The organism is Brevibacterium sp. FAM 27836, assembly GCF_051351055.1.
In the GTDB taxonomy this organism is placed as follows: domain Bacteria; phylum Actinomycetota; class Actinomycetes; order Actinomycetales; family Brevibacteriaceae; genus Brevibacterium.
In genome coordinates, this window is record NZ_CP195711.1 from 1,858,002 (window position 1) to 1,883,659 (window position 25,658).

The 25,658-nt window shown below is 64.6% G+C and carries 27 protein-coding genes; 17 read left to right on the forward strand and 10 right to left on the reverse strand.

Annotated elements, in window-relative coordinates; genetic code table 11:
• Positions 1 to 7: 7 nt before the first annotated feature.
• The 7 genes from ACSE4D_RS08395 to rplI all read left to right on the forward strand — a co-directional run bounded on the left by ACSE4D_RS08395 (position 8) and on the right by rplI (position 7,677).
• Positions 8 to 1,714 (forward strand): AMP-binding protein, encoded by a 1,707-nt coding sequence (locus ACSE4D_RS08395; RefSeq protein WP_426936906.1) that lies wholly within the window; start codon positions 8 to 10, stop codon positions 1,712 to 1,714.
• 356 nt (positions 1,715 to 2,070) lie between these two features.
• On the forward strand, positions 2,071 to 4,446 hold the full coding sequence (locus ACSE4D_RS08400) for a transglycosylase domain-containing protein (protein ID WP_436327057.1): 2,376 nt from the start codon (positions 2,071 to 2,073) through the stop codon (positions 4,444 to 4,446).
• A gap of 18 nt (positions 4,447 to 4,464) precedes the next feature.
• On the forward strand, positions 4,465 to 5,859 hold the full coding sequence (locus tag ACSE4D_RS08405) for a hypothetical protein (protein WP_436327058.1): 1,395 nt from the start codon (positions 4,465 to 4,467) through the stop codon (positions 5,857 to 5,859).
• Between the two features lie 108 nt (positions 5,860 to 5,967).
• Complete coding sequence (rpsF, locus tag ACSE4D_RS08410; protein WP_025779601.1) at positions 5,968 to 6,258, forward strand: 30S ribosomal protein S6; 291 nt, start codon at positions 5,968 to 5,970, stop codon at positions 6,256 to 6,258.
• 34 nt (positions 6,259 to 6,292) lie between these two features.
• On the forward strand, positions 6,293 to 6,925 hold the full coding sequence (locus ACSE4D_RS08415) for a single-stranded DNA-binding protein (protein WP_135537717.1): 633 nt from the start codon (positions 6,293 to 6,295) through the stop codon (positions 6,923 to 6,925).
• Between the two features lie 37 nt (positions 6,926 to 6,962).
• A complete protein-coding gene (gene rpsR / locus ACSE4D_RS08420) occupies positions 6,963 to 7,202 on the forward strand; it encodes a 30S ribosomal protein S18 (RefSeq protein WP_135537718.1) in 240 nt (79 codons plus the stop codon).
• Positions 7,203 to 7,218: 16 nt separating this feature from the next.
• Entirely contained in the window at positions 7,219 to 7,677 is a 459-nt protein-coding gene (rplI, locus tag ACSE4D_RS08425; protein WP_135537719.1) for a 50S ribosomal protein L9, read from the forward strand.
• Between the two features lie 179 nt (positions 7,678 to 7,856).
• Here the strand turns inward: rplI and ACSE4D_RS08430 are convergent, their stop codons facing one another.
• Both ACSE4D_RS08430 and ACSE4D_RS08435 read right to left on the reverse strand, forming a co-directional pair.
• Entirely contained in the window at positions 7,857 to 8,417 is a 561-nt protein-coding gene (locus tag ACSE4D_RS08430) for a DUF488 domain-containing protein (protein ID WP_436327059.1), read from the reverse strand.
• Positions 8,414 to 8,632 (reverse strand): DUF2945 domain-containing protein, encoded by a 219-nt coding sequence (locus ACSE4D_RS08435; protein WP_135537721.1) that lies wholly within the window; start codon positions 8,630 to 8,632, stop codon positions 8,414 to 8,416. The genes ACSE4D_RS08430 and ACSE4D_RS08435 overlap by 4 nt, the downstream gene beginning before the upstream one ends.
• A gap of 157 nt (positions 8,633 to 8,789) precedes the next feature.
• Between ACSE4D_RS08435 and ACSE4D_RS08440 the strand changes: the two genes are divergently transcribed.
• On the forward strand, positions 8,790 to 9,425 hold the full coding sequence (locus tag ACSE4D_RS08440; RefSeq protein WP_436327060.1) for a DUF1345 domain-containing protein: 636 nt from the start codon (positions 8,790 to 8,792) through the stop codon (positions 9,423 to 9,425).
• Positions 9,426 to 9,448: 23 nt separating this feature from the next.
• On the opposite strand, the gene argE is transcribed toward ACSE4D_RS08440, so the two are convergent.
• From argE to ACSE4D_RS08455, 3 genes are all read right to left on the reverse strand, one after another.
• Positions 9,449 to 10,624 (reverse strand): acetylornithine deacetylase, encoded by a 1,176-nt coding sequence (gene argE / locus ACSE4D_RS08445; RefSeq protein WP_436327061.1) that lies wholly within the window; start codon positions 10,622 to 10,624, stop codon positions 9,449 to 9,451.
• A gap of 394 nt (positions 10,625 to 11,018) precedes the next feature.
• Positions 11,019 to 11,861 (reverse strand): class I SAM-dependent DNA methyltransferase, encoded by an 843-nt coding sequence (locus ACSE4D_RS08450; RefSeq protein WP_436327062.1) that lies wholly within the window; start codon positions 11,859 to 11,861, stop codon positions 11,019 to 11,021.
• 59 nt (positions 11,862 to 11,920) lie between these two features.
• Positions 11,921 to 12,361 (reverse strand): hypothetical protein, encoded by a 441-nt coding sequence (locus tag ACSE4D_RS08455; RefSeq protein WP_436327063.1) that lies wholly within the window; start codon positions 12,359 to 12,361, stop codon positions 11,921 to 11,923.
• A 228-nt stretch (positions 12,362 to 12,589) separates the two neighbouring features.
• Here ACSE4D_RS08455 and ACSE4D_RS08460 point away from each other — a divergent pair, with 228 nt between their 5' ends.
• On the forward strand, positions 12,590 to 13,906 hold the full coding sequence (locus ACSE4D_RS08460) for a DUF445 domain-containing protein (protein WP_135537726.1): 1,317 nt from the start codon (positions 12,590 to 12,592) through the stop codon (positions 13,904 to 13,906).
• Positions 13,907 to 14,013: 107 nt separating this feature from the next.
• Here ACSE4D_RS08460 and ACSE4D_RS08465 read toward each other — a convergent pair whose 3' ends face one another.
• Positions 14,014 to 14,409: a VOC family protein gene (locus ACSE4D_RS08465; protein ID WP_436327064.1), complete on the reverse strand. Its 396-nt coding sequence runs from the start codon at positions 14,407 to 14,409 to the stop codon at positions 14,014 to 14,016.
• Between the two features lie 172 nt (positions 14,410 to 14,581).
• Between ACSE4D_RS08465 and ACSE4D_RS08470 the strand changes: the two genes are divergently transcribed.
• The 7 genes from ACSE4D_RS08470 to ACSE4D_RS08500 all read left to right on the forward strand — a co-directional run bounded on the left by ACSE4D_RS08470 (position 14,582) and on the right by ACSE4D_RS08500 (position 21,953).
• A complete protein-coding gene (locus tag ACSE4D_RS08470) occupies positions 14,582 to 15,358 on the forward strand; it encodes an ABC transporter ATP-binding protein (RefSeq protein ID WP_436327065.1) in 777 nt (258 codons plus the stop codon).
• An 8-nt stretch (positions 15,359 to 15,366) separates the two neighbouring features.
• Positions 15,367 to 16,779, forward strand: coding sequence for an FtsX-like permease family protein (locus tag ACSE4D_RS08475; protein ID WP_436327066.1), 1,413 nt, complete (start codon positions 15,367 to 15,369; stop codon positions 16,777 to 16,779).
• 11 nt (positions 16,780 to 16,790) lie between these two features.
• The gene (locus ACSE4D_RS08480) at positions 16,791 to 18,173 is read left to right on the forward strand and encodes an FtsX-like permease family protein (RefSeq protein ID WP_436327067.1); all 1,383 of its coding nucleotides are present in this window, start codon (positions 16,791 to 16,793) and stop codon (positions 18,171 to 18,173) included.
• A gap of 200 nt (positions 18,174 to 18,373) precedes the next feature.
• Positions 18,374 to 19,711: a replicative DNA helicase gene (gene dnaB / locus ACSE4D_RS08485; protein WP_436327068.1), complete on the forward strand. Its 1,338-nt coding sequence runs from the start codon at positions 18,374 to 18,376 to the stop codon at positions 19,709 to 19,711.
• Positions 19,712 to 19,757: 46 nt separating this feature from the next.
• Entirely contained in the window at positions 19,758 to 20,417 is a 660-nt protein-coding gene (locus ACSE4D_RS08490; protein WP_436327069.1) for a hypothetical protein, read from the forward strand.
• Between the two features lie 42 nt (positions 20,418 to 20,459).
• Positions 20,460 to 21,380, forward strand: a complete 921-nt coding sequence (locus tag ACSE4D_RS08495; RefSeq protein ID WP_436327070.1) for a LysR family transcriptional regulator — start codon at positions 20,460 to 20,462, stop codon at positions 21,378 to 21,380.
• Between the two features lie 69 nt (positions 21,381 to 21,449).
• Complete coding sequence (locus ACSE4D_RS08500; protein ID WP_135537734.1) at positions 21,450 to 21,953, forward strand: SRPBCC family protein; 504 nt, start codon at positions 21,450 to 21,452, stop codon at positions 21,951 to 21,953.
• 84 nt (positions 21,954 to 22,037) lie between these two features.
• Here the strand turns inward: ACSE4D_RS08500 and fdxA are convergent, their stop codons facing one another.
• The 4 genes from fdxA to ACSE4D_RS08520 form a co-directional block, all read right to left on the reverse strand.
• On the reverse strand, positions 22,038 to 22,358 hold the full coding sequence (gene fdxA / locus ACSE4D_RS08505) for a ferredoxin (RefSeq protein WP_135537735.1): 321 nt from the start codon (positions 22,356 to 22,358) through the stop codon (positions 22,038 to 22,040).
• Positions 22,359 to 22,439: 81 nt separating this feature from the next.
• Positions 22,440 to 23,075 carry an HAD family hydrolase gene (locus ACSE4D_RS08510; RefSeq protein ID WP_436327071.1) on the reverse strand — a complete coding sequence of 212 codons (636 nt, stop codon included), beginning with the start codon at positions 23,073 to 23,075 and terminating at the stop codon, positions 22,440 to 22,442.
• A 155-nt stretch (positions 23,076 to 23,230) separates the two neighbouring features.
• Positions 23,231 to 23,422 carry a hypothetical protein gene (locus ACSE4D_RS08515; RefSeq protein WP_436327072.1) on the reverse strand — a complete coding sequence of 64 codons (192 nt, stop codon included), beginning with the start codon at positions 23,420 to 23,422 and terminating at the stop codon, positions 23,231 to 23,233.
• A 369-nt stretch (positions 23,423 to 23,791) separates the two neighbouring features.
• Positions 23,792 to 23,995 carry a cold-shock protein gene (locus tag ACSE4D_RS08520; RefSeq protein ID WP_062240453.1) on the reverse strand — a complete coding sequence of 68 codons (204 nt, stop codon included), beginning with the start codon at positions 23,993 to 23,995 and terminating at the stop codon, positions 23,792 to 23,794.
• 547 nt (positions 23,996 to 24,542) lie between these two features.
• Between ACSE4D_RS08520 and ACSE4D_RS08525 the strand changes: the two genes are divergently transcribed.
• Positions 24,543 to 25,631, forward strand: a complete 1,089-nt coding sequence (locus tag ACSE4D_RS08525) for an LCP family protein (protein WP_436327073.1) — start codon at positions 24,543 to 24,545, stop codon at positions 25,629 to 25,631.
• Positions 25,632 to 25,658 lie beyond the last annotated feature (27 nt).

Genomic DNA, 25,658 nt, shown 5'->3' on the forward strand with positions numbered 1-25,658 from the left:
GAGAGCAATGACGGTGACCGACGAGTTCAGAGCAGCCCGAGATCAGCTGATCGAGCTCCGCAGCGACTACGACGCTGCCCGCGAGAAGTTCGAATGGCCGCGTTTCACACACTTCAACTTCGCCCTCGACTGGTTCGACAAGGTCGCGGAGAACAATGACAACCCGGCCCTGTGGATCGTCGAACAGGACGGAACCGAGGGCAAGTGGAGCTTCGCGGAGCTCTCGGCCCGGTCGAACCAGGTGGCCAACCACTTCCGCCGCGCCGGCATCAAGCGTGGTGACCATGTCATGGTCATGCTCAACAACCAGGTCGAACTGTGGGAGACGATGCTCGCCGGCATCAAGCTCGGCGCCGTGCTGCTGCCCGCGACGACGCAGCTGGGGCCCATCGACCTGACCGATCGCGTCGAACGCGGCAAGGCCGAGTTCGTCGTCGCCGGCACCGAGGATGCCGCGAAGTTCGATGATGTCGAATCCGAAGTCGTGCGCATCGTCGTCGGCGGTGAGCCCACCCGCCAGCAGGACTACAGCTACTCCGATGCCGATGAGGAGAGCACCGATTTCGACCCGCAGGGCAGCTCACGAGCTGATGACCTGCTGCTGCTCTACTTCACCTCGGGCACGACATCGAAGGCGAAGATGGTCGCTCACTCGCACGTCTCCTACCCCGTCGGCCACCTCTCGACCATGTACTGGATGGGACTGACCCCGGGCGACGTCCACCTCAACGTCGCCTCGCCCGGTTGGGCCAAGCACGCGTGGTCGAACATCTTCACTCCGTGGATCGCCGAGGCCTGCGTCTTCCTCTACAACTACTCGCGCTTCGACGCGAACGCGCTGATGGAGACCATGGACCGGGTCGGTGTGACGAGCTTCTGCGCCCCTCCGACAGTGTGGCGGATGCTCATCCAGGCCGACCTCAAGCATCTGAAGAATCCTCCGACGAAGGCCCTGGGCGCCGGCGAGCCGCTCAACCCCGAGGTCATCGACCGCGTCAAGAGCGACTGGGGCGTGCTCATCCGCGACGGCTTCGGCCAGACCGAATCGACCCTGCAGATCGGCAACCCGCCGGATCAGGAGCTCAAGTACGGTTCGATGGGCAAGGCCCTGCCCGGCTTCGACGTCGTGCTCGTCGACCCGGCCACCGGCGAAGAAGGAGACGAGGGCGAGATCTGCCTGCGTCTCGACCCGCGTCCCATCGGCCTGACCAGCGGCTACTGGAGCAACGAGGAGAAGACGGCCGAAGCCTTCTCCGGCGGTGTCTACCACACCGGTGACGTGGCCGAACGCGATGAGAACGGGTTCATCACCTACGTCGGCCGTGCCGATGACGTGTTCAAGGCCAGCGACTATCGACTCTCTCCGTTCGAACTCGAGAGCGTGCTCATCGAACACGAAGCCGTCGCCGAGGCGGCCGTCGTGCCCTCGCCGGACCCGCTGCGCCTGGCCGTGCCGAAGGCCTATGTCGTCGTCTCCGACAAGTTCGAGGCCAACGCCGAGACCGCACGGTCGATCCTCGCCTACTGCCGTGAGAATCTGGCACCGTACAAGCGCATCCGCCGTCTCGAGTTCGCCGAACTGCCGAAGACGATCTCCGGCAAGATCCGACGCGTCGAGCTGCGGGCGCGCGAGGACCAGCTCCACCCGTTCAGCGGCGAACCCGCCGTCGAGGGCAGCGAATACGCGGATACGGACTTCGACCTCAAGAGCTGACTCCGGTCGGTCGCGCCCCTGGCCCCCGGCTGCCTCGGTGGTGCAAACGCGCCGTTCAACAGGGAGTCAGGTTTTCGATGGTTCCTCGCATCGAAAACCTGACTCCCTGTTGAATGTGAGCAAACACGCACATGTCATGGTTGAAAATCATGCCGTGAAGTAAAATACCTGGTGAGATGCTCTGCGCCGGGTTACTCGGTGGACTGTACGGTAACCTCTCGCGATCGGAGGGTACGAGGCTCAGCACTTTTTCACCCTCTACTAAAGAAGGCGTGCCAGACTGAGGGGCGTCTTTGACCTTTTTCGGACCTCGTCGCCACGCATCGCGGCAGGCTGACTGACCTGGAGGACCTTGGGTGGCTAAGGGACAACACAGAGCCAAGAACATCGGCAGGAATACGAAGAATTTGCTCAACTACCCGCGAGCGGGTGTGAGCGGCTGGACTCGTTTCCTGCCGAGCATTCGCGTACTCGTCGTCGGCGGGCTCAGCCTCGTCATCGCGCTGTGCGTGCTCTTCGCTGTCGGATATGCGGCGACGGACATCCCGGAGCCGAACCTCGAGGCAACCGGTCAGACCTCGACGATCTACTACAGCGACGGCAAGACCCCCATCGGCCAGTACAAGGTCGAAGACCGCAAGTCCGTGGAGTTCGACGAGATCTCCGAGCCGATGCAGAAGGCCGCGATCGCCGCTGAGGACACCTCGTTCTACGAGAACCGCGGCATCTCGATCAAGGGTCTGTCCCGAGCCGTGGTCGGTGTGGCGACGAACAAATACGCGGGTGGCGGTTCGACGATCACCCAGCAGTACGTGAAGAACTTCTACCTCACGAACGAGCATTCCTTTGATCGCAAGATCAAGGAGATGTTCATCTCGCTCAAGATCGACCAGCAGCAGTCGAAGGACGAGATCCTCACGAACTACCTCAACACCATCTACCTGGGCAGGCGCTCCTACGGCGTCGAGGTGGCTGCACAGAACTACTTCGACAAATCGGCGAAGGACCTCGACGTCAGTGAGTCCGCTCTCTTGGCCGCGATGATTCAGCGTCCCGGTGCCGCCGACCCCTCGGATAATCCCGAGGCCTACGAGGACCGCTTCGACTATGTGGTCAAGAACATGGTCGACGAAGGCTTCATCACCGAAGAGCAGGCCGCGAAGGTCAAGATGCCGAAGGTGGAGAAGCAGAACAAGGAGTCCTCGCTGTCCGGCCAGAAGGGCTACATGTGGGACTTCGTCCGCCGCGAGGCACTGCGGAAGCTCGACATCGATGAAGCCCAGCTCGACCGTGGCGGCTACAACATCGTCACGACCTTCGACAAGGATCGGATGAAGGCAGCCGAGCAGGCCATCAAGACACTGCCGCAGCAGCAGCCGGAGGGTATGCAGACGGGTCTCGTCTCGATTGATCCGGACAACGGCGGAATCGAGGCCTTCTACGGCGGCAAGAACTACCTCGATCAGGCGTTCAACGCCTCGACGCAGAGCCATGTGCAGGCGGGTTCGACGTTCAAACCATTCGCCCTCGTGGCAGGTCTGGAGAACGGCGTTCGGCTGACCGATACCTACCCGGGCTCCAGCCCCACGTCGATCGACAACAATGGCAAGCCGTGGCTGGTGAACAACTTCGGCAATACGAGCTACGGTCCCGTGAGCCTGCTCAAGGCGACCCAGTCCTCGATCAACACCGCCTACGCCGCACTCAACGTCCAGATCGGAACCGACAAGACGATCGATGCCGCTACCCGAGCTGGAGTCAGTCCTGCCTGCACTAAAAAGGAACTGAAAGAGGGCAATACCGGTGGGTGCACGCTCGACATGAATGCGGCGAATCCGTCTACCGTGCTCGGCACCCCGAGCGTCAAGCCTCTCGACATGGCTTCGGCTTATGCGACCTTCGCAGCCAATGGCGTTCACCACGAGACCCACTCGATCAAGACGATCCACCAGGGTGCCGAGGACAAGGAAGTGTACAAGGCCGAGACCAAGGGCAAGCGGGTCTTCGACAAGGCTGTTGGTGCTGAGACCTCATACGCTCTGAGCCAGGTCGTCAATGGCGGATCAGGCAGCTACGCCCAGAACCTCGGACGCCCGGCAGCGGGCAAGACCGGTACGACGACAGGGAATACCGCGGCTTGGTTCTCCGGGTACACTCCGAACCTTGCGACTTCGGTCGTCCTCTACCGTGAAGTCGACGGCAAGCAGGAATCGATCGGTGCCTACGGCGGACGCGGTGAGGTCACCGGTGGTTCGTTCCCCGTGCAGGTCTGGACCGACTACATGCAGCAGGCCCTCCAGGGTGAGAAGGTCGAACAGTTCCCGGCGCGCGGTGAACTGCCTGACAAGCCGAAGCCGAAGAACACCAACGCTCCCGCGGCTCCGAAACCCAAGCCCGCACCGAAGGCTCCGTCGGACAACAGCGACGGAGACAAGAGCAAGGAGACCAAGGCTCCGATCGAGACACCGAAGGACGACGAGGACAAGGACAAGAACAAGGACTCGGATTCCAAGGACGACGAAAAGGGCAAGGAAGAAGGCTCCAAGGACGCCGATGGTAAGGATGGCTCGAAGGACGGAGAGAATTCCGACGGCAAGGACGGCTCGAAGGACGACGGCAAGTCCGACTCAGGCAACGGAGATGACGAGGATTCCGGGGGCGGAGGAGAGGACAAGGACAAGGAGCCCAAACCTCCGAAGCTTCCGGTTCCCAAGCCTTCTGACAATGGATAGGACAAGTAACCTCTAGCCATGCCCTCGAAGCCCAGTACCCGGATCGCCGAGCCTCTGCTCGGCGGTCCGGTCGGCATTCACCTCGGTGTCGCCGGTCGCCGGTTCCGCAGCGCCCAGGCGTACGCCTTCGCAGCAGTCCTCGGTGTCACCACTTTCCTCGCCCTGGCACTGCAGGGTCCGTGTCTGAACTCGGGATACGAACAGCCGGCCGCCTCGGCGAGGATGTGCGCGGGACCCCTCTCAACGGCCTTCGCCGGTGACGTCAATCCCGAAGTGCTCGGCCGCTCGCACGGTGGTGCGGGAGCATTGGCCCCACTCGAGGCCCGCCTGGTCGACCTGCTCCACCTGGTCACGAACGACGTCTCACTGTTCATGGTCGTCGTGCTCCTGCTCAACACCGCCGGGATCGCGGCCCTCGGTGCGGGACTGCTCGTCCTCGCCCGCGAACGCGCCTGGCTGATCGCGGTCTTCGCCTCCCCGCTCATTCTCTTCACCCTCGGCTCCACACTCGACCCGCTCGCCCTAGCCCTGAGCATTTGGGCGATGGTCCTCTTCACAGGCTCTCCGCCGCTGCCTCCGCGCGGCTGGCCGGCCGGCGTGCTGCTGGGCATCGCCGCATTCATCAACCCGCTCGCTCTGCTCGTCCTCCTCGCCCTCGCCGCGGCCGGGCCGCACCCGGCACGGGGACTTCAGCCACGGGACCCGCGGATGATGCTCGCCGCGGCCATGATCACCTCGGCGCTTCTGCTCGTCATCGACCGCACGGCCGTCGACCGGGTCATCCACTGGTACTCCGATGCCGTCGACGGCGGCTCCTTCGCCTCGATCCTGCTCATGGCCGACCTCGGCGACACCGCACTGTGGGCCCCACTGTGGATCATCGCCAGCGGCGGAGTGATCCTCGCCGTGGCCACCGCTCTCCACATGGTGCGACGCACCGGCCTCGACCCGGCCGTGTCCGCGTGCCTGCTCATCGGAGGCTGCCTGCTTCTGGCACCGGGCCTCATGCCCTGGGACAGCCTGTGGCTGCTGCCGTTCGTCGCCCTGTCCATCCGCCGCTGGTGGGTGCTCATCGTCTGGACCCTCGCCGAGGTGGTCTTCGCCGTCGGCATCCGACTCGGCGATGTCTCCGGCTACGAACTCGACGAGGGCCTCGATCCCGCCTTCGTCGCGCTCTTCGCCCTGCTGCGACTCCTCGCCCTCGTCCTCGTCGTCATCATGGCCGGGGAGAACCTCTACCGGCGACGGATCCGCGGCCGCACGGCGACGGCGGGGCCGCCTCGGCGAGGGGAGGAACCTCGACACCCGCCCACGCCCGATGCCGACGCAGGGTACGGGGACCATCAGGACGCAGGCCGTAAGGAAGACCACGCGGACGGACATGACAGCTCGCCGATGCGTCGACTAGACTAGCGAGGTCTGTTCCCATTTCGTGACCAGCACGGAAGCGGGACGGACATGCATATACCCTCCTGCCATGGACCGACCATGGCCGCAAAGACCAGAGGAGGTGGGTGACATATGCGTAAGTACGAGCTCATGCTCATTCTTGACAACGACCTCGAAGAGCGGACGCTGGCTGACACCGTGAACAACCTGATCAAGGTTGTCCCGGCTGAGAACGGCACCGTCGACAACGTGGACATCTGGGGACGTCGTCGCTTCGCGTACGAGATCCAGAAGAAGTCCGAGGGCTACTACGTCGTGGTGGATTTCCACGCCGAGCCTGCAACGACCAAGGAACTCGATCGTCAGCTCGGACTCAACGAGTCCGTTCTGCGCACGAAGATCCTCCGCCCGGACGCCAAGTAAGGCATCTAAGCTACCTCGCTTCAAGGAGCATTCAATGGCAGGCGAAACAGTCATCACGGTCGTCGGGAACCTGACCAGCGATCCCGAACTGCGCTTCACACCCAATGGTGCTGCAGTCGCAAACTTCACCGTGGCCTCGACGCCGCGTATCTTCGACCGTCAGGCCAACGAGTTCAAGGACGGGGAAACCCTGTTCCTGCGCTGCTCGGTATGGCGTGAAATGGGAGAGAACGTCGCCGAATCCCTGCAGCGTGGTACACGGGTCGTCGTTCAGGGCCGTTTGAAATCCCGGTCCTTCGAAACCAAGGAAGGCGAGAAGCGCACCGTCATGGAGCTGGATGTCGACGAAGTCGGCCCCAGCCTGCGACGCGCCACCGCCCAGGTGACGAAGAACACCCCCGGCGGCGGAGGATTCTCCGGCGGCGGCAACTTCGGCGGAGGCCAGGGCGGAGGCGGCCAGCAGGGCGGCTTCGGCAACCAGCAGTCCTCCGGATGGGGCAACAACCCCCAGCAGGGCGGCCCTCAGGGCAGCCAGCAGGGTGGTCAGCGCCAGGGCGGCTACGGCCAGGGCAACAACGCACCGGGCAACGATCCGTGGGCATCATCGAACCCGCAGAGCGGAAACGGCGGCTGGGGCAACCCGGGCGCCGACGAACCCCCGTTCTGATCCACGTCTGAAGACATTTCGTTAACAGGAGATACTCATGGCCAAGCCAGAGATCCGGAAGCCTATCAAGAAGAAGGCTAATCCGCTCAAGAAGGGCGAAGCGGCGACCATCCACTACAAGGACACCGCTACGCTCCGTAAGTTCATTTCCGACCGCGGCAAGATCCGTGCACGTCGCGTCACCGGTGTGACCGTGCAGGAACAGCGCGTCATCGCAAAGGCTGTCAAGAACGCCCGCGAGATGGCACTTCTGCCCTACTCGAGCTCAGCTCGCTGATCGGAGGGAAAGAAATATGCCTAACCGCAAAGTGATTCTGAACCAGGAAGTCGACGGCCTCGGTGCCGCCGGCGATGTCGTCGAGGTTCGTGCCGGATACGCACGCAACCTGCTGCTGCCCCGTGGCTGGGCTTCGGCCTGGAGCGCCGGCGCCGAGAAGCACATCGAGTCCGTCCGCAAGGCCCGTCAGGCCAAGCAGATCGCCGACCACGATGAGGCTGTCAAGGTCAAGGGCGAACTCGAGTCGTCCACGGCTCGCATCGACATGAAGGCCGGCAAGAACGGTCGCCTCTTCGGCGCCGTCACCCCGGCTCTCGTGGCCGAAGCGCTGCAGACGGCAATCGGGCACGACTTCGATCGTCGCCAGGTCGCTCTGACCGAGCACGTCAAGACCCCGGGCAGCTACAACGCTGTCGTGCGCGTCAACGACGAGATCACCGCGAAGATCAAGTTCGAGGTCATCGGCAAGGCCTGATCGGCCCCATCCGTTAATCCGGACGTGGTGAGAGGGTCGTGCCGGTCCGTACCGACCGGCACGACCCTCCCCACACCACCGCCGAGGCGGCACCTATGTTCAGGTGCCGCCTCGGCGCGTCTGTCAGGGTTTGCGGCGTCCGCTGGAGCGTGCGGCGTCGGTTGGACCAGATCGGCCCTTCAGGCATCGGCCGGATAGGTGACGCGTGCATCCTCATCGAGCACCGCCCCCGCACTCAGCTTGGCCGCATCGATATGGTCATGGCCGAGCACGTGGGCGACCTTGAGCCCACGGCCGAGCAGCTGATCGGCGATGATCCTCCGGTGGCAGCGCCACCACACGGCTTCTGAGCACATGAGCGCACATCGTACGTCCTCACCCCAGTCGACGAGGGTGTCGAGGTCCGTACGGAACTCCTCGGACAGGCAGTGATCGGCGTAGTTGTGGAAGCTGCGGTTCTGCCACCAGGCGTTGGTCTCGAAGGGAACCGTGCGGCTGACGGGTCGGCGCCCGGTCAGCCCCTCGAGGCGACGCAGCTCGATGCCGTGGTCGGCGAGGTCGGTTTCAAGGGTGTCGGCGTTGAACCAGGGATTCTTCTTCGAACCGGGCAGTTTGCGGACGTCGACGACCGCCTCGGTGCCGGTGTGGGTGAGCAGTTCGATGAACTCGTTGAGTGAACGGTTCGAATGCCCGATGGTGAGAAACTCGGATTCCCTTGCCGCGGGAGTCGGGTCGGTCATCGCTTGTCGATGCGGTGAAGTGCGCTGCCCTTGTGCGCGGCGATGTGGTCGGTCTTATCGCTGCGGATCTCGTACTGAGGTTCGTCCGGCGATGCCCGGCGGTTGTGCCCCTTGTACTCGAAATCCGAGGTGTGGACCTTGGTGATCGTACCGGAGACCTCGCCCGCTTCCGAGTTCCATCCCACGTGATCACCGACGTTGAATTCGGATCCCATGCTGCCTCCTCGACCTCGATGGCTGTGTTCCCATCCAAACACGAAGGTCGACCGAAGGGAACCAGGTGTCTCGGGATCCTCGCTTCCGGCCGACGGGCCGGTGTGCAACAGTGGAAGGGTGGCCCGCCGATCACCGGCATGAGCGAACGGAGAGTCCATGAACAGGCTGTTCATCAGCGCTGGCAACCGATTGGTCGCCTCGATCGTCCTCGGTCTCGTCGTCGGCGTCGTCATCGCGCTGGTTGAAGCCGCCGCATTCGCGACACTCGTCGGGATCACCGTTGTCACCACGACCTTCGTCATCCTGGGCACGGTAGTGCTGTGGCCCATGGACGCCGAGGCGACTCAAGCGAATGCGAAGCGCGAGGACTTCCGACCCATCATCGACGAGGTCGTCGTCACCGTCGCCCAGCTGCTGGGCATCGGCGGCATCGTCGGTCTGCTCATCATGGGAGGATCCGATGCCGGACCCCTGCCGGCAGCGATCGCCCTCCTCGGTGTGTTCATGTCCTGGGCCGGCCTGCAGCTGCTCTACTCCGCCCGGTACGCCTTCTTATACTTCGACGGTGACGAGCCGGCGGGCATCGACTTCAACACGGATGTCCCGCCGAGATATCAGGACTTCCTCTACTTCGGGTTCTCCGTGGGCATGTCCCTCGGAGTGCCCGATACGAGTGTGTCGACCACCGAGATCCGGGCCGTGGTGCTGCGCCACAGCCTCCTGTCCTACATCTTCAACGCCGTCATCCTCGCCACGGCGATCAACCTCGTCGTGGGAGTGTTCATCGACTGAGTCCGCGGGAGGCGTCGGGGAGCTCAGTCGGTGCTGAGATCGGCGATGAGGGAGTCGATGAAGGACTCGCAGGCGGCGATCTGCTCGAGTTCGATGAACTCATCGGGAGCGTGCGCCTGGGCGATGTCTCCGGGCCCGCAGACGACGGTCGGGATGCCCGCGTTCGAGAACAGCCCCGCCTCGGTGCCGTAGGTGACCTTGTCATCGGTGGCGATGCCGCCCCAGTTCGCGGCGAGGTCGACGATGTCGGCATCGGCGGGGGTCTCGCAGCCGGGGGCACCGGCTTCGATGGTGAAGTCGACGCCGGCGGTGTCGTTCTCGGCCGACATCTGGCGACCCAGGCGCTCGGCTTCGGCGCGGAAACGGGCAATGAGCTCTTCCCGATCGACCGAGCCCAGCGATCTGAACTCGAACTGCACGCTCGCCTCGGCGGGGATCGTATTGACGGCGATGCCGCCGCTGAACGTGTTCGCCGTGACCGAGGTGAACGGTACGACATAGGCCTCGTCGAAGGGTCCCTCGGTGCGGAATTCGGCGGCGACCGCGTGGACGAAGGCGACGAACTCGGAGGCGTAGGCGATGGCGTTGACGCCTTCGGGAGTGAGCGAAGAGTGAGCGGCCACACCGTGGAAGTCGACGCGGAAGACGTTCATCGACTTGTGACCGCGGATGACGCGCATGCTCGTGGGTTCGCCGACGACGCAGCCGCGAGGTGCCAGCTGCGCCTCGGTGATCGCTTCGACGAGGGACACCGCACCGACGCATCCGATCTCTTCGTCATAGGAGAAGGCGAGGTGGATGGGTTCGCGCAGCTTCGCGGCCGCCAGGGACTCGAGGCGGGAGAGGATGACGCCGACGAAGGACTTCATGTCCGCACTGCCGCGGGCATAGTACTTTCCATCGCGGATCTCGGGGGCGAATGGGTCCGATGACCAGTCCTGGCCGTCGACGGGGACGACATCGGTGTGACCGGAGAGGACGACCCCGCCGGTCTTCGTGCCGTCGGCGGCGGGGATGGTGGCGAGCAGGTTGGCCTTCGTGCCCTCGGGATTCGGGATCCGCAGGAAGGTGATGCCGGCGGCTTCGAGGCGGGCTTCGACGTGTTCGATGAGCGGGAGGTTCGAGTCCCGGCTCGTCGTGTCGAAAGTGATGAGATCGGTGATCTCGGAGATGGTGGCCTCGGCGGGCTGAGCTGGCACGACTGCTCCTGACGGTCGGATGCTGATGGTGTCGATCCGGTCGTCTCGCTGAGTCTGTGGCGCAGAGCCCGTGCGGCCCCCGGCGCAGGACAGCGGTGACCAGACCCCTCTCACTCTACGGGTCTGGCTTCGCCACCGCGCCACCGGCCCCGTGCCAGGACGCGGAGCACCCCGGCCCGGCAGCGTCACAACCTCCCGGCAGCGTCACAACCTCCCGGCAGCCGCATAACGCCTCGGCAGCCGCACAATCTCTCGCCAGCCCCACAACGCCTCGGCAGCCGCACAGCCTCCCGTTGCACCGGTGCGTTGTGGCGGTAAGAGTCCGGCGTGGCGGGAACGGTGAGGGATGCTCAGCCCCTGGCCGGGGTGTGTCGGGCGTGCGAGCGGGAGATCTTCAGACCCCAGCGAGGATCAGTAGGGCTTCATTTCGTGCTTCGAGCCCGTCGTCAGGGATTTCGGCCGACAGCTCTTCGCGCATGACCGCTCGCTTCACCGGATCCATCGTCAGCTGAGCCGAGTAGGTGAACAGCATCGAGAGCCAATTGTGCCTCGAATACCAGAGGTCTTCGACGAAAACGGATTCGTGCGGCGTGAAACCGGAGGCGCGCAGCTGTGTGAGGGCCGGATGCTCGACAGCTTCGAAGTTGCCCGCGGTCTCTGCCGTGCCCGGATCCGCTGGCGTGCTCGGGTCCGCAGCAGTCCTCGGATTCGGTGCAGCACCCAGACTCGCGGTCGTGCCCTCGGCGTGGAAACGAGCGGAGATCGCATCGAGCCGGTCGCGGAACTCACCCTTCGGTTCGATATCGTTCCAGGCCAGGGCCAGTTTTCCCGCGGGTTCGAGCAAGGTGCGGATTCGCGGCAGAGCAGCAATCGGGTCCACCCAGTGGAAGGATTGTCCGAAGCTGATGAGGTCGAACATGCGGCCGTGTGCCTCCCACTCCTCGAACGTCGAGATCTCCACTTCGAGGCCCTTGGACCTGGCGACCTGTGCCATCGCAGTGTCCGGTTCGACCGCGAGGATCTCAGCCCCTGCGTCCCTGAGCTGAGAGGCGAGGATGCCGGTGCCCGAACCGACGTCGAGGATGCGCGGGTCGCCCGTGCGAGACTCGGCGGTCGTCCTGGCCGCCTGCATGATCTCCGTGATGAGTGGGGCAGGATACTTCGGCCGGTAGGCGTCGTAGTCTCGGGCCACCTCGCCGAAGGATTCCGCCCGCTCACGATCCTCGAAATACTCCATCCACCGAGCCTAGCGTTCATCGGCGGCTCGGAGCCGCCTCGGCGAGTTGGAGATTCTGATCAGATACTGATCGACTCTGGCTCGGGGAACTCCGCGAAGCTCAGCTCGTCATCGGTCGGGGCCAACTCGAGATAGCTGGGAATGTCGTCGTCGATGAAGAGCAGGAGCATCGCCCCGGATACACCGGCAGTGAGGACGATGCGATCCGACCAGTCCCCGTCGCCGCCCTGGTCGTTGCGCTTGTCATCGTCGGTGCGATGTCTGGGGCGCATGCCGATGCTCGGGCAGATGCCGCAACCACATTCACTCGTCACCAGGACCTCGCCGAGGCTGTTCTCCCAGGTCCGTCTCTGTTCGGCCGTGATCGGCACCGGTGGGTCCCAGGCGTCTCGCTGCTGAGAAGTGAAGTTCGCGTAGTCCGATTCGTCGGGAGAGGTCGTGGCACAACGGATGATGAACAGCGCGACACTGTGTTCTCGGGCGGTCAAGGGGCGGGCCATGGTGGCACTTTAACCCGATTGACGGCGCGCGGGGAGCTCTTCTCCTACAGGCAGGGGCTCAACCACCCGGCGCAACGGGGCGCTATGTCGGTAACGGGGCGTTGTGCGGTCAACGGGGCGTTATGTGGCCGGCGCTCGGACTCCCCGCCGAATTCCCAGGTGCGAATCCGCCTGCGGATGCGGGTTGAGGGCCGTGGCTTCGCTAAAGTCGTTGAGCAGGGGGTAACGATGTCGATCGAGAAGACACCATCCGTTCCGCGCTTCGGTGCGGCAGGTGGAACCGGCGGGCCGGCCGAGCTCACGGCCGAAGACCAGGAGCGCGCTCGCGGGCTGAAGAAGATGCGCACACTCGCGCTCTCGCTGCTCATCCTGGCCACGCTCATCTTCCTGTCCACTCACCTCTTCACCGACAACACCGGTGTCTGGGGTTTCGTCTCCCGCGCCTCGGAAGCCGCGATGATCGGCGCGATCGCCGACTGGTTCGCCGTCACCGCGCTCTTCCGCCACCCCCTCGGCCTGCCGATCCCGCACACCGCGATCATCCCGCGCAAGAAGGACACCCTGGGCGCGAGCCTGTCCGCGTTCGTCGCCGCGAACTTCCTCCACGCCGAGGCGGTGTCGACGAAGATCCGATCCGCCGAGGTCTCCCACCGGGTCGGAGAATGGCTGGCCAAACCGGGCAACCGTGACATCGTCGTCGACCGTGCCGCAGGCGGGCTCGAGTACGTGCTCGCGCGCATCGACGATGACTCGATCGCGGCACTGACCAGGAACGTCATCATTCCCAGGCTCGTGGCGACCCGCAAGACACCGGTGCTGGCACAGCTGCTGCGCCAGATCGTGCTCGACGGAGCCCACCACAAACTCGTCGACCTCATCATCGCCGAGGCGTACACCTGGCTGCGCGACAATCCGCAGGTCATCGACGAGATCGTTCACAACCGGGCACCGTCCTGGGTACCCGATTTCGTCAACGAACAGCTGGCGAACCGGCTCCAGCGTGAGGTGCTCGGCTGGGTCGCCAACGTCCGCGACGACGAATACCACAAAGCCCGGCAGGCCCTCGACGCCTGGCTCGTCGACCTCTCCGACGACCTCGACTCCGAGACCTCGCTGTCACAGCGAGCCGAGGTCATCATCAACGACCTGCTCAGCCAGGACGGGGTCATCGAATCGGTGCTCGAGATCTGGACCTCGCTCAAGGCGCTGCTGCGCGAGGCGATCATCGACAGTGACGGTGAAGTGCGCGCCCGCATCTGGCAGCTCATCGGTGAATTCGCCGACCGGCTGCAGTCCGACTCGGATTTCTCCCGCCGGATCGACGATCGGATCGCGACCACGGCCGGCGACCTCGCCGAGAGCTTCGGCCCCGAAATCGCCAGCGTCATCTCCGACACCATCGAACGGTGGGACGCGAAGGAAGCCGCCGAACGCATCGAACTCTACGTCGGCCGCGACCTCCAGTACATCCGCATCAACGGCACCGTCATCGGCGCCCTCGTCGGCCTCCTCATCCACACCGTCATCGTGCTGCTGCCGGGGTGAGCTCAGAACAGGGCGGGTTCTGACGGCGACTTGGACAGAGCTGTCCGATGAACTCAGGGACGCGCGGTTGCCGAGTGCGGCATTGCTGACCCCGTACGTGCTCGGCGTCAAGCGCCGTCGGCCTGGTGGACGAGCTGGATGAGATTGCCGACCGTGTCGTCGAGGACGGCCGTGGTGATCGGACCCATCGTGGCGGGCTCCTGAATGAACGTCACTCCGAGGCTCTTCAGGCGTTCGTACTCGGCCTGGACGTCGTCGACAGCGAACTGATTCATCGGGATCCCATCGGCCACGAGCGCCTCGGTGAAGGGTGCCACCGCGGGGTGCGAATTGGGTTCGAGGACGATCTCGACCCCATCCGGCTCCTCCGGAGAGACCACGGTCAGCCATCGGGGACCGCCCATGTCGATGTCGTGTTTGAGCACGAAGCCGAGCTTGTCGGTGTAGAAGTCCAAGGCCTTCTGCTGATCGGTGACGAAGATGGATGTCCAGTTGATCTTCATGATGGCTCCCCGGTGGCAAGGCTTGCGTCTGCTCAGACGATGACGTGGTGTGAGGAGATTATCAAGTCCCGAACCCGACTTCGGCTTTCCTTCAACAGAAGTTGGGTTTTCCCCTCTCCACCTGTGGGATGACTTCATGGCCGACACAGTGCCCGGGAGAGAGCATAGAGACATGACTTCTTCACAGACCCCTGCACAGCATCTTCCCTCCATCATCACTGCCGGCGGCGTCACCAAGCACTTCAATCAGACCTATGCGCTCGCCGGCGTCGACCTCACGATCGGACTCGGCGAATCCCTGGCGATCATGGGGCCCTCCGGTTCGGGCAAGACCACCCTCCTCCACTGTCTGGCCGGCATCATCCATCCCGATGACGGTCGCATCCGCCTCTCGCCGACCGACCGCAGCGCGGCCGCGGACATCACCTCGCTCAAGGAGTCCGGTCGCACGGCCCTGCGCCGCGAAGTCTTCGGCTTCGTCTTCCAGCAGGGACTGCTCCTGCCCGAGCTCACCGCCCTGGACAATGTCGCGCTCGCCGCCATGCTCGCCGGAATGAACCGCTCGGATGCCACCATGCATGCACGGGCCTGGCTCGATCGCCTCGGCCTGGCCGAACACGTCAACAAACGCATCGGACAGCTCTCCGGCGGGCAGGCCCAACGAGTGGCGATCGCCCGCGCCCAGGTCACCCAGCCTGTCGTCACGTTCGCCGACGAACCGACCGGCGCCCTCGACTCGCGCACCTCCGCCGAGGTGCTCACCGAGCTGCTCGACTCCACGACGGGTCGGGGATCCACCCTCGTCGTCGTCACCCACGATGAGAACGTCGCCGCCCGCTGCTCCCGCATCGTCAGGCTCGCCGACGGTCGCATCGTCGCCGACTCCGCACTACAGGGCACCACCCACCAGGCCCCGGCCCACCAGCCCCGAGTCCAGAACCACGGATGAGGGCACCGATGAATCTCCTTCCCATCCTCCTGTCCCGACAGTCCCTGACCTCGACGACGGCGAAGCTCGTGGGCATCGCCTTCTTCTCCTGCTCGACGATCTTCCTCACCGTCGCCGCCGGTGCCTGGGCGTTCACCGACCGCCCCGAAGTCACCGGCTACTCTGAGGTCGCCGAGCTCTACCAACTCCTCGCGGTCTTCGCCACTGTCTTCCTCATCGTTCCCGCGGTCAGCCTCGGAGTCGCCTCGGCGAAACTCAGCGCACGTCGCCAGGACGAGCGCCTCTCGACGCTGTCACTGCTCGGCGCGAAACGCAGCACGATCCGCCTCATCGCCGTCGCCGAACCCTTCATCCCCGCCGCCATCGGCATCGTCTTGGGCATTGGTGGCTACTTGCTGCTCGCCTGGCCGCTGAGCCTCGTGACCTTCACCGGCCAGCCCCTGGGATACCAGTCTCTGCTCATGCCGGTCTGGCTGCTCGCCGCCGTCGTGATCGGTCTCGTCCTCGTCTGCCTGCTGGCCTCACTGCTCGGCCTGCGCAAGATCACCGTCTCCCCGCTGGGAGTGCGCACCCGATCCCTCGAGCGGAAGTTCCCGCTGCTCCGGGTCATCACCGCCATCGTGCTCGTCCTCGTCGTGGCCACAGCCGTCTTCGTCTCCACCCAAGTCGAAATGGCGGTCACGGCCACCATCATCTCGAGCATTGCGACAATCGGTCTTGCCCTCCTGCTCATCAGCGTCATCGGGGTGCTGTGCATCCGCATCCACGCGGGGATCACGGCGAAGATCGCACGCGGTCCCGCCTCGGTGATGGCGGCCGGAATGATCGCCGACGCCCCCGGACAGTACTGGCAGCGGGTCGCCGGGCTGGCGATGATCACCTTCATCGCCGTCGTCGGCGGGGCGGGCACCGCGATGATGCGCAGCGGTCAGGGCGACCTCACCGCGGAGGAGCGCGCCGTCATGGGCCCGTACCAGTACCTCGGCGACGACATCTTCACCGGCCTCCTCCTCACCCTGGCCATCGCCTTCGCCCTCGTCATCGTCTCCGCCACGATCAATCAGGCCGCAGACATCCTCGACCGGGCCGGCACCTACCGCGAGCTCCACGCCGCCGGGATGCCGCAGGCGATGATGCACCGGGTGACCGTGAACGCGGTGATGTCCCCGATCCTCCTCGTCACCGTCGTCTCCCTGCTCCTCGGAGGACTGCTCGCCGGTCTCATGGCCTCGGCCGGCGACCTCGGCGATCCCTTCACCATCGGCGTCGTCACCATCGTCCTCGTCGCCGGAGTGGCGATGGTGTGGTTGGGTCTGCAGTTCACACGCCCCCTCGTCCGCCGAGTCACCGAGGCGGAGCCCGAGAACCGGACCCCCGCCGAGGCGGCCGCGCAGGCTTCCCCGACACTGACCCGGGCCTGAGAGGAGATCCCTTGTCCACTTCATTTCGCACCGTTTCCCTCGTGCTCGGGCGTCGGTCGCTGACCTCGCCGACTTCCGTGCTCGTGGCAGCAGCCTTCTTCGCCTGCGCCACACTGTTCCTCACGGTGGCGGCGGGTGCCTGGATGTTCTTCCAGATCCCACCGAACCCGGACCCCGCCGAAGCGGGATTCGACATCATGTACAAGACCCTGGCCGCGTTGGCCACGGCACTGCTGATCATCCCCGCGGCGACTTTGGCCTCGGCTTCGGCCACCCTGTCGGCCCGCCGCCAGGACGAACGTCTGTCGACGATGTCGCTGCTCGGAGCCGAACGCAGACAGATCACGGCACTTGCCGTGGCCGAACCTCTCATTCCCGCCCTGGTCGGGATCGTTCTCGGCGTGGTCGGCTACCTGGGCCTGGCGCTGCCGGTCAGCTTCATCCACTTCATGGGCCGGCCCATCGGGTACGACAACATGCTCATGCCGGCCTGGCTCGTCCTCACAGTGGTGGCCGGACTCGTCCTCGTCTGTGCGGGTTCGGCGCTCATCGGGCTGCGGAAGGTCGCGGTCTCCCCGCTGGGTGTGCGGACGAAGAGCCTGGACCGGAAGTTCCCCGTGGGCCGGGTCGTGGTCACGGTGCTGGCAATCTGTCTGCTGCCGGTCGTGTACGCACTGACCCAGAGCGGCGGCCTCGGCGTAGGAGTCATTCTGGCCGCAGTGGTCGGCTTCTTCGCGCTCGGTCTCATCGTCGTCGACCTCGTCGGCGGACTTCTCGTCCGCTGGTTCGCTCACCTCAGCGGCAACCGCGCGGCCACCCCTGAACGTCTCATCGCCGCCCGTCTCGTCTCCGACGAGCCGAAGAGGTTCTGGCGTCGGGTCTCGGGACTGGCGATGGCCGCCTTCACCGCGGCCGTGTGCGGGTCCGGCGTGGCCCTCATGCAGCTCGGACTCGACACCGCCGATGACCCGCAGTCAGGGATGAGAGAGAGCGATATCCACCTCTTCCACGACCTCTTCACCGGAGTGCTGCTCGTCATGGGCATCGCGATCGTGCTCATCGCCGTCTCGGCGGTGATCAACCAGGTCGCTGACATCCACGACAGGGCCGACACCTTCTCCGACCTCTTCGCCGCAGGCGTCGACCCCCAGCTCATCCACCGCGCACTCGTGCGGGCCGTCATGGCACCGGCGATCTGGGTGTCGCTGCTGGCCGGAGGGCTCGGTCTGCTGCTCGTGCTGCCCCTGGCCGGGGCGGCGCTCGTATTCAAACCGGTCACGTTCCTCACGATCCTGCTGACCGTCGTCGTCGGCATCGTCATCATCCGTGCCGGACTGCAGCTGACGAAGCCGATCCTGCACTCCGTGGCCACGGCCGGGCGGGCTCGGGACTGAGAAGTCCGCACCGTCACCGAGGCGGCTCGCCGGGTCACGGTGGGCCGCCTCGGTGAGGGTGTCCGTCGGAGCCGGCGGACACGATCATGTCCGTGCCGGGACCTACCATGGTCGGTGTCCGGTCGCAGCGGTGGCCGGGTACAGTTGGAGCGCACCACATGGGGTGGGCGAAGACGAGGCTGTGAGGAAGAGGAACACGATTGAGCAACGACCAGGGCTATGACGGTCTGAGGACCCCGCCGCAGGACGTCGAGGCCGAGCAGAGTGTGCTCGGTGCGATGCTTCTGTCGAAGGACGCCATCGCCGACTGCGTCGAGACGATGAAGGGCGACGACTTCTACAAGCCCGCTCACGAAACCATCTACGAGGCGGTCCTCGACCTCTACTCCCGCGGCGAACCCGCGGACTCGGTGACAGTGGCGAACCACCTGACGAAGACCGGCGACCTCGCCCGCGTCGGCGGTGCCGCCTATCTGCACACTCTCATCTCCTCCGTTCCGACCGCGGCCAACGCCGGCTACTATGCCGCGATCGTCAGCGAACAGGCCGTGCTGCGCCGCCTCGTGGAGGCCGGCACCCGCATTGTGCAGATGGGCTATGACGCCGAAGGCGACACCGACGACGTCGTGAACTCCGCACAGGCGGAGATCTACAAGGTCACCGAACGTCATACCACCGAGGACTACGTCATCCTCTCCGACATCCTCGGCGAGGTGGCTCAGGAGATCGAGCGCAACGGCAACACCGACGGGCAGACCGCGGGCGTGCCCACCGGCTTCGTCGAATTCGACAACCTCACCAACGGTCTGCACCCGGGCACGATGATCGTCATCGCCGCCCGCCCCGGCGTCGGCAAATCGACGTTGGCGCTCGACTTCATCCGCTCTTCCGCGATCCACAACGATCAGGCCGCTGTGTTCTTCTCACTCGAGATGGGAAAGAACGAACTCGTCATGCGTCTGCTCTCCGCAGAGTCGGAGATTCCGCTGCAGAACCTGCGTCGTGGCGAGCTCAGCCCACACGACTGGACGACCCTGGCCGCGACCGAAGCCCGCATCAACAGTGCCCCGCTGTTCGTCGACGATTCGCCGAACATGGCGCTGACCGAGATCCGCGCGAAATGTCGCCGCCTCAAACAGCAGCACGATCTCAAGATGGTCTGTGTCGACTACCTGCAGCTGATGTCCTCGGGCAAGCGCGTCGAATCCCGTCAGCAGGAGGTCTCGGAGTTCTCCCGGTCGCTGAAGCTGTTGGCCAAGGAGCTCGAGGTTCCTGTCATCGCGCTGTCTCAGCTCAACCGCGGCAGCGAACAGCGCACCGATAAGCGGCCGATGATCTCGGACCTGCGTGAGTCCGGTTCGATCGAGCAGGATGCGGACCTCGTGCTGCTCATCCACCGTGAGGACATGTACGACAAGGAACACGAACGTGCCGGTGAGGCCGACATCATCGTCGCCAAGCACCGTGCCGGTCCGACGATGGACATCCCTGTGGCGTTCCAGGGCGCGAAGTCCCGGTTCGTCAACATGCCGCAGTGATGAGCGGTGCCCGGATGGACAGCGCCGGAAGGAAAGGAATGGCGGCGTGAGGGACCGACGTCGGAATCGGGGCAGCCGGAACCCGCTGAGCATCGTCATCGTCGGCGCCGTCTTCCTCATCGGCACCGGGGCGGTCTTCGCGCTCGGGTACCTGATTCCGTCCGCGCAGCTGCTGACCATCGTCCTCGGGGTCCTCGTCTTCGTCGGAGTCACTTTGGCGATGCGCATGATCATGGGCAGCGCATGGGCATATTGGTACACCGGTCCGGTCGTCGCAATCGCCCTCATCGGCACGGTGATGCTCGCCGAGGATGTGGCCCTGTCACAGTCGGGCGAAGTCACCAAGGTGGTCGTCGTCGACCACAAGGTCGAGGTGAAGACCCGGCACGACTCGAGTTCGTCCCGGTCTCGGAAGGCCTACACGCACACCTACACCCTCGAGCGCACCGACGGCAGTCCGGTCGCCGAGCCGCTCATCTACCGCGGCAAGGACGGCTTCGATGATTTCGACGAGGGCGATACGATCACGGTCCTCATCGACCCCGAGGGGACGGCACCGACCCAACCGGTCGACGACGTCGACTTGGGCAGCGATATCGGCGTCATCGTCACCGGACTGGTCGCCTCGGGGATCGTGTTCTTCATCTGCGGAATCGTCGTGCTGCTGAGATGGACGCGCTCGCCAGCGCCGCAGATCGTCCGCTGAGGACACGGCACGAGGTGATCGTCTGTGCCTACTATGGCAGGTATGGACACCACCCCCAATGACCTGCTCGTGCTGCTGGCCGTCTCCCGCACGGCGAAGTTCACGACAGCGGCACACCACCTGGGGCTGACCCATTCGACGGTCTCCCGACGCATCGCGGCGTTGGAGAAATCCCTCGGCGGCCGTGTCCTGGCCCGCGCTGACAGTGGGTGGGAGCTCACTGAGCTCGGAGAGCGGGCCGTGGTCGTCGCCGAGCAGATGGAGGCGGCAGTGCACAGCCTCGGCGAACAGGGACAGGTGCCGGATCCGGTGGCAGGAGTGGTGCGGATGACCGCCACCGACGGCTTCAGCGCCTACGTGGCCTCTCCCGCGGTGGCCAGGCTCCGACGCCGACATCCGGGTCTGAGCGTTGAGATCGTCACCGTCACTCGCCAAGCCCTGCAGCAGAGGTCGGGGCTCGACATCGAAGTCGTCGTCGGCGAACCGCGCGTGCACCGGGCGGAGGCGGTGAAGCTCGGCGACTACGAACTCGGACTGTACGCCGCACGCGACTATCTGGCCGCCCACAGCACTCCCACCTCGGTGGACGAACTGAGCGAACACCGACTCGTCTACTTCGTCGACTCCATGCTCCAGGTCGACGATCTGGACGCACCGACGCGGCTCTTCCCCTCAATGAAAGATGCCCTGACTTCGACAAACGTCTTCGTCCACGTCGAAGCCACCCGAGCGGGTGCCGGGGTCGGATTCCTGCCGTGCTTCATGGCCGATCGCCATCCGGACCTCGTGCGCCTCTTCCCCGACACGGTGGCCGAACGTCTGCCCTACTGGATGGTGCTGCGCCCCGACTCGCTGCGCAGACCCGCCATCGCCGCGGTCGTGCAGGCCCTGCGCGACCAGACCGTCGCTCACCAAGAGGCGCTCTTGGGTCGGGGCCGAAAGACCGGTGACACGAGGAAGTGAGTCCGGCTCGGGCAGGTGCACACCGGAACGACCCTCTAGGCTGGGTGGGTGACCGAGGAAGGGAATTCGATGAGACGCACCATGCAGGTCAGCGGCAGCATTGTCATCCGTGCAGAGGCCGACGCCATCTGGGCGCAGGTGGCCGATCCGACGCAGATGCCCCGGTGGAGTCCGGAGAACACCGGTGCCAGCACCCGCGCGGATGCACGCCCGTTGTCGGTGGGCGAGGTCTTCGAAGGCACCAACCGGCGGGGCCGCGCGAGGTGGGTGACCGAGAGTGTTGTCATCGATTCCGTGCCGGGCCGGCGGTTCGCGTTCACCGTGCGCAAGATCGGCCCCCGTTCGCCGTCTCTCGAAGGCAGCAATGCCACGTGGTCCTATGACTTCGAGGACCTCGGCGGAGCGACGCGAGTCACCGAGACCTGGAACGATGATCGCACCGGCTGGCCGGATTGGGTGGCCGCGGTCTTCGATCGTGTGGTCACGCGCGGGCAGTCCTTCTCGGACTTCCAGCGCATCAACATCTACCGCACGCTCACCGCGATGAAGGACGAATTCGAACAGGGAAGCTGATCGGTCCCGCACAGCACCGAGGCCCTGCCCGCAGACGGCGACTGGGAATGGGTGGAACGCATCCTGCCGTCGTCGCGCGGCGAATCACTGGTTCTGCGGCGGGAGGGCGGAGACGAGCGGATGATCCTTGTCGATCACGCCCATGCCGGCAGCCCCGCCCGGGGAGCCGATGTCGTCGAAGAACTCGACATTGGCCTTGTAGTAGCTCGACCACTCCTCGGGCACGTCATCTTCGTAGAAGATCGCCTCCACCGGGCAGACCGGCTCACAGGCTCCGCAGTCGATGCATTCGTCCGGATGGATATAGAGCATCCGTTCGCCTTCGTAGATGCAGTCCACCGGGCACTCATCCACACAGGCACGGTCCTTCACGTCCACACAGGGTTGAGCGATCACATATGTCATACCGGCCACGTTAGGCCCTGCGACTGAACTTCGGCTCAATGCGAAGCGTGCTCTGCCCAGGCGGAGTTGCTCTGGTTCTCGTCAGCGGTTCGTCGGTTCCAGCAGCCCCAGGCCAGCCAGATCCCGGCGCAGGGACTGTGCGTCGGTGAAGACGAGACCGATGAATCCGAGCTTCCGTGCGGCTTCGATGTTCGACGGCAGGTCATCGACGAAGACGGTCCGGCTCGGGTCGAGGTCGAACCGCTCGGTGAGCACGTGGAAGATCGCCGGATCGGGCTTGATGAGCTTTTCGCGCCCGGAGACGACGACGTCTTCGAGCTCGTTGATGGCCGGTGCCGCTGCAGGGGCATGGTGGAAGGTCTCGGCCGCCCAGTTCGAGAGGCCGAGCAGTCTGGTCCCTGAGTCCTTGAGCTCGGCGACGACCTCGGCCATGCCCTCGACCGGACCGGTCAGGGACTTCTCGAAGCGCTCGTAGTAGAGGGAGATGATCTCGCCGTGGCGAGGGTCCGTCGCAGCGGCCCGCGCGACGATCTCGGCGACCGGAACGCCGGCGTCGGAGGCGGAGTTGAGGGCGGAGAAATCCGCTTCGGCGGCGAAGTCGCGCCATTCTTCGGCGCTCATCCGGTCAGCGAGCGGACCCGACTGGTCCCATCCGATGAGGACGTTGCCGAGATCGAAGACCACGGTCGTCGGAATGGAGGAGTCGGGCTGAGACATGAGGGCACCACCTGTGTGATCGGATTCGCTGAGTCACAACCCACGCTACCGGGTGCGGCGAGTCTCGGTGCCGAAGACGGCGGTGAGGCTGCTTCCGGAGGCCGGGGATGAACCGGCAGGAGGGGCCTCGGCGGGTGGCCGGGCGACTGCATCAGTCATCGGCCGCGACCGTGCTCCCGGCTGCGCATGATCGCCAGAATCAGGGCGATGACGAGGAAGATCAGCGACAGTCCCCAGAAGAGGGCGGCGAAGCTGCTCAGCGGCGGAATATGCGTCGCGACGTGGCATGCGATGACGAGGAGCAGCAGGGCGATGATCCAGCTCAGCCGACGTCCTCTTCTCATCATGCCTCCGCCCCATCGTGTGCCTGAGCACTCCTGTGATCGTTGCCACGACTGTAGAAGTCGCAACAGTTATATGTCAACGTTCCTTGGCCTATGGTGGGCGCTGGACCGACGGCGCAGCAGCCGAGAGCTCGGTTCCGCACGGACAGACCATGAATTGCATGGACCGGATATGAAGAGCACGGACCGGGCGTGAATAGAGCGAAGCACCGAGGCAGCTGACTGCTTCGGTGCTTCGCTGGTGGAAACCATCCGACTGCGGCTGGTGACCGTTGAGACGATCACGATGGTGCCGAAAGCGGAGGGTCTCCGATGAATCTCAGAAGTCTCGAGAGAGACCTGTGATGTCTCTGATGAGACTCACAGTGAGTCTCAGAGGCCGCGGACGCGAGTCGCCTGCAGGCCCTTGGAGCCCATCTCAGAGTCGAACTCGACGTTCTGACCCTCGGTGAGCTCACGGTAGCCGGAGGCCTCGATCGCGGAGAAGTGGGTGAACACGTCAGCCGATCCGTCGTCAGGCTGGATGAATCCGAAACCCTTTTCCGCGTTGAACCATTTCACGGTACCTGTTGCCATAATCTTTGTATCCTTATTTTTAGCTGATGACCGCTGATGCGGTCGTGATGGTCGGACCCGTGACCGGGTCCGGCTGTTCACACCTGCAGAGCCTGGAGCTGATCGACAGTGCCGAGCAGCCGTTGGTCTGATGGTGTGACTTCTCGTTGGACGAACCGAGTGTCGTACGCGGATCCAACGAAAAACTGTGGTGAAACCGAAGCTCCGGAATTCGTGCTGATGTGAAAAATCCTTGTCTCAGGCGAAGAAGCGGAAAGCTCGGTGACGATAACGCACTCGAAGGTGCTGGATTGAAGTCGATGTACGACTGGACTGAAAAGTGAAGAGAAAGTATGAGAAGCGCGGATGGTAGACACGCGCTGATTCGGCGACTGCAGGGCGCGGAGCGAATCTACCTACGCTCGCAACGCCACACGTTCCGCACAGTGTCGTACAGGAACAAATCCATTCTAACAGAGTCTGGACGGCTTGAATGACGGATTGCACTGAGAACCTGTGTTTAGGATTGTATGCAATCTGAAACAGAGTGAAATGAAGGAGTGCAGGTTTGCCGGAGATCGGACCGCGGCGTCAGCGTCGTCTCGCCATGAAGTACCGACGCCGCCGCACCATCGTGGCCCTGATCGCGGTCATGGTCATCGCAGTTCCGGTGACGATCGTGGCGGTCGTTCACAACCTCAGTTCCAATATCAGCTCCTCGCCCCTGCGTGCCGGAGAGGAGAGTGCCGTGCCCGAGAAGCTCACGGACGAGACGAATGTGCTCATCCTCGGTTCGGACACGCGAGATCTCGACTCCGGGAACGCCGAGGACGACGGCAGCACCGGCGAGGGCATGGGTGTCGAGGACGGCGGGGACGGAGCCGCCTCTTCGGGATACGGCACGGCCGAAGGCGCTCGCAGCGATGCGATGATCCTCGCCCACATCTCGGCCGACAGCTCCCGCATCGATGCCGTTCAGATCCCGCGAGACACGATCATGGACATCCCCGCCTGCACCGACACCGGCTTCGGAGCTTCGAGCGCCGTCCACGGAATGATCAATTCCGCCCTCAACTCCGGTCCCGCCTGCTCGGTCTCCGCTGCGGAAGCCCTGACCGGCGTGCGCATCGATCACTTCATCGAGGTGAATTTCGACGGTTTCGCGACGATCGTCGATGCCCTCGACGGGATCACCGTCGATCTCGACGAACCGCTCAAGGACTCCAAGGCCCAGCTCGACCTGCCTGCCGGTCACCAGACCATCGACGGCAGCGATGCCCTCGCGCTGGCTCGCACCCGCCATGCCGTCGGCGACGGCAGCGACATCTCCCGCATGGGCAATCAGCAGATGGTGATGGAATCGATCATCGACCGGGCCAAGAGCGCGCAGGTCCTGTCACGTCCCGATCGCCTCTACAGCTTCCTCGACGCCGTCACCTCTTCGCTGAGCGTCGACGAAGAACTCGACTCGGTTTCGGCATTGGGTTCCTTGGCCTCGACGGTCTCCTCGGTGCCCGAGGACGCGATCACCTTCGTGATCATGCCCTGGACGAAGGCTCCTGAGGACCCCAACCGGGTCGTCATCGCCCCCGAGGCGGATGCTGTCTTCACCGCCATCGCCGAGGACGAACCGATTGCGGACTTCGCCCTGGACTGAGTTCGTGACAACACAGAGTGCGCGGAG